At 70.8% G+C, this 6,691-nt stretch carries 5 protein-coding genes; 2 read left to right on the forward strand and 3 right to left on the reverse strand.

The window, feature by feature from the left end:
• Both CH341_RS26190 and CH341_RS26195 read left to right on the forward strand, forming a co-directional pair.
• The coding region (locus CH341_RS26190) for a mandelate racemase/muconate lactonizing enzyme family protein (protein ID WP_281023652.1) at positions 1 to 636 on the forward strand (636 nt) is incomplete at its 5' end.
• Positions 633 to 1,757, forward strand: a complete 1,125-nt coding sequence (locus tag CH341_RS26195) for an NAD/NADP-dependent octopine/nopaline dehydrogenase family protein (RefSeq protein ID WP_111421904.1) — start codon at positions 633 to 635, stop codon at positions 1,755 to 1,757. The genes CH341_RS26190 and CH341_RS26195, both read left to right, overlap by 4 nt.
• A gap of 10 nt (positions 1,758 to 1,767) precedes the next feature.
• Here CH341_RS26195 and CH341_RS26200 read toward each other — a convergent pair whose 3' ends face one another.
• The 3 genes from CH341_RS26200 to CH341_RS26210 form a co-directional block, all read right to left on the reverse strand.
• Positions 1,768 to 4,734, reverse strand: a complete 2,967-nt coding sequence (locus CH341_RS26200) for an autotransporter outer membrane beta-barrel domain-containing protein (RefSeq protein WP_146604629.1) — start codon at positions 4,732 to 4,734, stop codon at positions 1,768 to 1,770.
• Between the two features lie 424 nt (positions 4,735 to 5,158).
• Positions 5,159 to 5,536: a hypothetical protein gene (locus CH341_RS26205; RefSeq protein ID WP_245431259.1), complete on the reverse strand. Its 378-nt coding sequence runs from the start codon at positions 5,534 to 5,536 to the stop codon at positions 5,159 to 5,161.
• 172 nt (positions 5,537 to 5,708) lie between these two features.
• Positions 5,709 to 6,611: an SDR family oxidoreductase gene (locus tag CH341_RS26210; RefSeq protein WP_245431260.1), complete on the reverse strand. Its 903-nt coding sequence runs from the start codon at positions 6,609 to 6,611 to the stop codon at positions 5,709 to 5,711.
• Positions 6,612 to 6,691 lie beyond the last annotated feature (80 nt).

The following is a 6,691-nucleotide window of genomic DNA, read 5'->3' on the forward strand; positions in this document are numbered from 1 at the left end:
GTCGCGCGCGACGTCGCCCTCGTCGCTGCGATCCGCAAGGCGATCGGCCCGGAGCCGCGGATCAGGGTCGACGCCAACCAGGGCTACAGGACGTGGCGGGAGGCGCTCGGCGCCATCGAGCGCATGGCCGAGCACGACATCGTCTATGCCGAGCAGCCGGTGGACGGCGTCGAGGAGATGGCCGAGATCGCGGCGCGCACCCGGGTGCCGCTGATGGCCGACGAGAGCGCCTGGACCGAGCGCGACGTGGTGCGCATCGCGTTCCACAAGGCGGCACAGTACCTGTCCGTTTATTATACCAAGCCGGGCGGCCTGTGGCGCGCAAAGCGGCTGCTGACGGTCGCCGGGGCCCATCGGATGCTCGCCGACATCAACGGCTCGGGCGAGATGGGCATCGGCAACGCCGCCAACCTGCAGCTCGCCGCCGCCGCGCCCGAGATCGTGCTGCCCGGGACGATCCCGGTCACCTCCACGGCCGAGACGGTGCGCACCAAGATCGCCGGCCACAAGTATCTCGACGACATCGTCACCGAGCCGTTCGTCTACGAGGGCGGCGCGCTGGTGGTGCCGGACGGCCCCGGCCTCGGCATCACGGTCGACGAGGCGAAGCTGGCCAAATACGGCGTCGCCGTATGAGCGCGGCGACCGACGAGACCCCGCCGATCCGCCGCATCGCCATCATCGGAGCCGGCAATGGCGGCTGCGCGGCCGCGGCCGATTTTTCGCTGCGCGGCTACGAGGTCGGCCTGTACGGGCGCACGCCCGCCACGGTGGCGCCGCTGCAGGCGGCCGGCGGCGTCGCCTACGAGGGCGTGCTGGGCGACGGCTTCGTGCCGGTGCACACGATCACGACGAACGCGGCCGAAGCGATGGACGGCGCCGACGCCGTGCTGATCATGGGGCCGACCCAGGCGCATCAGGACATCGCGGCCCTGATCGCGCCGCATCTCGCGCCCGATCAGATCCTGTTCGCGGCGCCGGGCCACACGCTGACGCTGATCCCGCACACGCTGCGCCGGCACGGGCACGCCCGGCCCGTCACCTGCGAGACCACCACCCTGCCCTATATCTGCCGGAAGGTTTCTCCGGAGCGGGTGAAGATCTCGCGCCGGCCGGCCGTGCTGAAGTTCGCGGCCTTCCCGGCCCGCGAGCGCGACCGCCTCGCGTCGCGCATGCGAGAACTGTTCCCGGCCATCACACCGCTGCCGACGCTGCTCGACACGGTGTTTCCCTACACCAACGCCGTGCATCACCCGCCGGCGCTGCTGTGCAACATCGGCCGGGTGGAATCGACCGGCGGCGACTACTTCCACTATTACGACGGCATCACGCCCTCGGTCGGCCGGATGATCGATGCGCTCGACGCCGAGCGGCTGGCGGTCGCGGCCGCCTTCGGCTGCACGGTCGATCCGCTGCCCGACTACTTCTTCCAGATCGGCTACACCAACGCCGAGGGGCACGCCGGCGGCACCGCCTACTCGACCTTCCACAACAGCGAGCCCAACCGCTGGATTCGCGCGCCCGAGACGGTCGACCACCGCTTCTTCAACGAGGACATCCCGTACGGCCTGGTGCCGCTGCTCGAGCTCGGCCGCCTCGCCGGCCTGCCGATGCCGGTCAGCGAGGCCGTGGTGACGCTGGCGACCGTCGTCACGGGCAAGCCCTATCGCGAGACCGGGCTGACGCTTCAGCGCATGGGCATCGCGGACCTCGACGTCGCCGCGCTGCGTCGCCTGCTCGACCGCGGCTGGGACTGAGGCGCGCGCCTCAGAACCGCACCGCGAGATTGCCGCGGACGCCCTGGTCGGTGATGTCGGAGCCGAACTGGCCGCGATAGGACACGCCGAGCGTCGCGGCCGGCGTGATCGCCACGTCGATCCCGAGATCGGTCACCAGGGCGTTCTCGGCGATCGGCGCGCCGGCCACCGAGAACGGGCTGCCGCCGGTGAGCGCCAGCGTGGCGAACGGCGTCGTGTCGCCGAAGGCGTGCCGCCAGCCGAAGGTGCCGCGCGCCTTGGCGAGCCCGCCGCCGACCGGGAGGTCGGCCGAAGCGTGCAGGCCGAGGGTCGTGAAGGTCACGTCGGTGTCGTCGGCGCCCGCCCGCAGCGCCGCAGCGCCGCCGAGCTCCGTGAACCCGTCCGTGTGGAGATTGACGTGCGCCACGGCGGCGAACGGCTCCAGCGCCGTGCGGCCCACCGGAATCTTCCAGCCCAGCTCCGCGAAGCCCTGCGTCGTGCCGGCGTCGTAGCCGGCGGTGGGCGCATCGAAGAAGTTGGTCAGCGAGACGGCGCGCGAGGTCGAGACGTCGTTGTGCGTGTAGGCGGCGCCGGCGCGCAGGCCGAGCGCCCCCCACTGGCGGCCGCCATAGCCGCCGACGTGATAGCTGTCGGCGGTCGCCGAGCCGGCGGAGCCCGAGGCTTTGGTGCGGCTGTAGCCGGCCAGCAGACCGAGGCGCCAGTCGTCGAACACGACGGCGTCGCCGCCGATCACCACGCCGCCGGTCGAGCGGTCGAGCGCGCGCGCATTGCCGTCGCCATGCGCCGTGCCCCAGGTGCCGAAGGCGCGGCTCCACACCGTCGCACGCTCGGCGCCCGGTCCGACCGCGTCGAAGGCGGAGCGGACCCGGTCGAGCGCGGCATCGCGCACCAGCCCGCCGGTCTCGATCAGGGCGCCCTTGATCGAGGCGTGGATCTCGCCGGAGATCTGGTCGAAGGCGCGCTGCGCGGCCGCGTCGCTCGGCAGGAAGGCCACCGCGTTGTAGAGCGCGCTCGAGCCGGCCAGGCTGCCGAGGCCGGTCGCCGCGGCGGCCTGGTTGGCCGTGATGGCGGCGGCCGCGAAGGCCCGGGTGAGCGCCGTGTCGAGATAGACGTTGTTGCTGTCGTAGTCGGCCGTCGCGCTGACGAAGGCCGAGACTCGCCCGCCATTGGCGATCGAGTCGTAGGTGCCGGTGACACCGCCGTCCGCCGTCAGGATGGTGTAGCGGGTGCCGACCGTGGCGAGCCCGTAGCTGGTGACCGCGAGCGTGCCGCCCAGGATCGTCGCCGTCCCGGTGGCGTGGATCAGGTCCGAGGTGCCGCCCGCGCCGATCTCGACCGCATAGGTCGAGCCGATGGCCTGGGTGTAGTTGCCCGCCACGTTCAAGGTGCCGATCGAGTTGCCCGGCCCGATGGTGCCGCCGTTCGCCACGGTCGTGTCGCCGATGGTGCCGGAGCCGTTCAGGACGCCGCCGCCGTCGACCACCACGGCGCCCGTGATGGTCCCGTTCACCGACATGGAGCCGGCGATCTGCACCGTGGTGGCGGACAGGCTGGCGCCCGCCGCAATGTCGATGCGGCCGTCGTTGACGAAGGTCGTGCCGATCAGGTTCAGGCTCGATCCGGCGCCGAGCGAGAGCTGGCCGGCCGCCGCGTTGGTGAAGGTGGTGAGCCCATTGAAGGTCGCCGAGCCGCCGGCCGCGACCGTCACCAAGCCCTGGTTGCTGAAGCTCGACGTGCCGGCCAGCGTCCAGCTCGCGGTCGTGACGCCGGTCGGCAGCAGGTTCCAGGTGCCCTGGTTGACGAAGTTGCTGGTGCCGCCGGTCGCGGTGAAGCCGCCGTTGATCGTGCCGGTGTTGGTCACCGTCGCCGTGCCGGTCGTCACCGATACGGCGACGGCCACCGGGTTGGTCGCCCCGGTCGCCGTGATGGTGCCGGCGTTGGTGACGCTCACGTCGCCGTCGCTGCTGCCCGCACTGATGCCGCCGCGCGACGTGATGGTGCCGGCATTGGTCACGGTGACGTTGCCCGACGCGCTCAGCGCGACGATGCCGAAATCGCTCGGCGCCGTGATCACGCCGGCCGCCGTGTTGGTGACCACCACGGCGCCCGAGACACCGGCCTCGGCCCAGATGCCGGCATGACCGATGCCGGAATCGGCGATCGCCGTGTTGTCGTAGGCGTGCAAGGTGCCGCTGTTGGTCACCGTGACGGTGCCGGTCTCGGTCATCGCATGCACGGCGTTGTCGTCGTGGGCCGTGACGGTGCCGGAATTGACGATCGTCGTGTCGCCGGCCGCCGACCAGGCGACCAGGCCCTGCCGGGTGGTCGACGTGACGGTGCCGGAGTTCGTCAGGAGAGCGAGGCCCTGATAGTCGATGACGCGAATTCCGGCCAGGTAGGCCGACACGGTGCCGGTGTTGGTGACCGAGACGGTGACGGGCTCGAGGACGGTGTTGCTGTAGCCGCCGTCGGCGTAGATGCCCCGGTCGTCGGTCGAGGTGACGCTGCCCGAATTGGTGATCGTCACGGCGCCGAGATTGGTCGTCGCCGTGATGCCGGGTCCGCCGGTCGCCATCACGGTGGCGGCGCTGTCGACCGTGATGTCACCCGATACGTCGTTGCGCAGCCATACGGCGCCGAAGCCGCCGACCGACGTGATGCTGACGCCCGAGCCGAGGTTGACGACGATGTCGTGCCCCGGCGCGAAGGTCTCGGAATAGACCGCGCTGTAGCCCGGGTTGGAGACGACCGTGTTACCGGTGATGGTCAGCGTGTGGCTGGTCGGCGTCGTCGACGTCGTCGCCGGGGCGATGTCGACGCCCACCGTCGTCATGTCGGAGATCGTCAGCGAGGTGGCGCCCGTGCCGGTGCGAAGCTGCACGAAGCCGCTGTCGCATTGGCTCGACACGATCGGCTGATCGCTCGTCACGGTGCAGCCGGCGACGGCCGCGTCCGGCAGCACGGCCTGCAGCGCCACGGCGGCGACACCGCTCGCGAGAATCGCCCGGAGCGCTCGCAGCGACCGGACGGGCGCCGGGGACCGGGACGCGCAGACGTGCAACTTCCGAACGACCGCCACCGCGTTCTCCTCGATCAGATTTTTTCGTTGAGCTGGTGGCGAGACTGCCACCGGACAGACTGTCGGACGGCAGCCGAGCGTTCCACAAGGCGGACCCGCCTTTATTCACACGTCGTCGAGAATTGTGTCTCGGCGTGTGTCGGCACCACAACATTCCTGCTCGACGCTCCGCACGTCGACCGAGACGCGGCAGCCCACGCGCAACCGAACCGTGCGCATAAAGAGACAGCGGCCGGGATTTCTCCCGACCGCTGCCCTCGTTCTCGGTGCCGTTTTCCGAATCAGCGCGCCTGATCGGCCGTGACGCCGTCGGCGCTCCGGATCAGCTCCGGCGCTCGGCCGTCCACACGCCGGCGCAGCTGCCGCCGCTCCAGCGGCCTTCGCCGCCGGCGCCCGACAGGCGGCCCTGGCCGGTGGCGCTCTTGCCGCCGTAGCTCAGCCGCACGATCAGCTTGCCGTCGCTGGCCACCTTGCCGGAAATGTCGAAGGACGTGCTGCCTGCGTTCTCGAGGCTGCCGTCGTTCTTGATGCGGATGGGATAACGATAGGCGCGATCACAATCGCCCTGCTCGGTGACGACCACCACGCTCCAGGTGCCGTCGAAGCTGGTCTTCGCAGCAGGTGCCGACATCGCCATGCCGGTGCCGATGGACACGATGGCCAGCGCCGCGACGGCGCCACGAACGAAAGCTGCCTTCATCTGTCGATCTCTCCCCTCGATCCGATCGGGTGCGCGACCATGCGCGAAATCGATGAAAACCTGGTTTCTTTTCACCGACCGTCCCCCGCTTCGTCGGACGGGGTAACCGCGAGGTTCAGCAAAGGTTCCAGTCTCGATTGATTTTTATTAACCATTCGTCCTCCGCGGACGATCACGACCAGGTGAGATGGCCGAGCGACAGGCTCGCGTCCCACAGGCGGCGGGCCGTGTCGTCGTCCTGGGCGGCAGCGGACGGCTCGGCGACGCGGCTGCGCACCACATAGGCGCCGGTCGTGGTGGCGAACTCGGGCGCGGTCGCCACATGGATCGAGGTCCGGGCGCCCTCGTCGAGCGGCAGGGCGAAGAACCGCTTCGCCAGCCGGATGCCGAGCCCGTACAGCCCGCCATTGTTGTTGCCGAAGCCGGTGTCGACGAAGCCCGGATGCAGGCAGTTCGCCGTCACGCCGGTGCCCGCCAGGCGGCGCGCCAGCTCGCGGGTGAACAGGATGTTGCAGAGCTTGGAGCGGCGATAGGCCGGCCATCCGCCATAGCCGCGCGTCGACTGCAGGTCGTCGAGATCGAGCGTGACGCCGCGATGCGCCTCCGAGGCGACGTTTACGATCCGGCACGGGGCGGCGCGCAGCAACGCGTCGCGCAAGGAGAGCGTCAGCACCACATAGGCCATGTGGTTGAGCGCGAAGGTGCGCTCGAGCCCGTCGGCCGTGACCTCGCGGCGGGCGAACATGCCGCCCGCATTGTTGAGCAGCACGTCGATGCGCGGCAGCGCCGAGAGGGTCTCGGCGAGCCCCCGGACCTCGTCGAGGCGCGACAGGTCGGCGAGGTGGATCTCGGCCTCGACGCCCGGCGCCGCGCGGCGGACCCGGGACAGGGCCGCGTCGCCGCGGGCGCGGTCGCGGCCGACCAGGACCAGCCGCGCGCCGCGGCCGGCCAGCGCCATCGCGGTCTGCAGCCCGATCCCGCCGGTCGCCCCGGTGATCACCACGGTCTTGCCGGCCATTTGGCGGCCAGCCGTGCCGGTCTGGCCGGCCGTGCCGGTCGCGTGAGTGCTCGCCATGTCTCGCCCCCCGTCCCTGCCGATCGCAGGCCCGGATGTGGCGGTTGTGACCGCGCCCGGCAAGGTGGGTCGTCGGGTCG

This window comes from Rhodoplanes roseus, from assembly GCF_003258865.1.
GTDB classification, from domain to species: Bacteria; Pseudomonadota; Alphaproteobacteria; order Rhizobiales; family Xanthobacteraceae; genus Rhodoplanes; species Rhodoplanes roseus.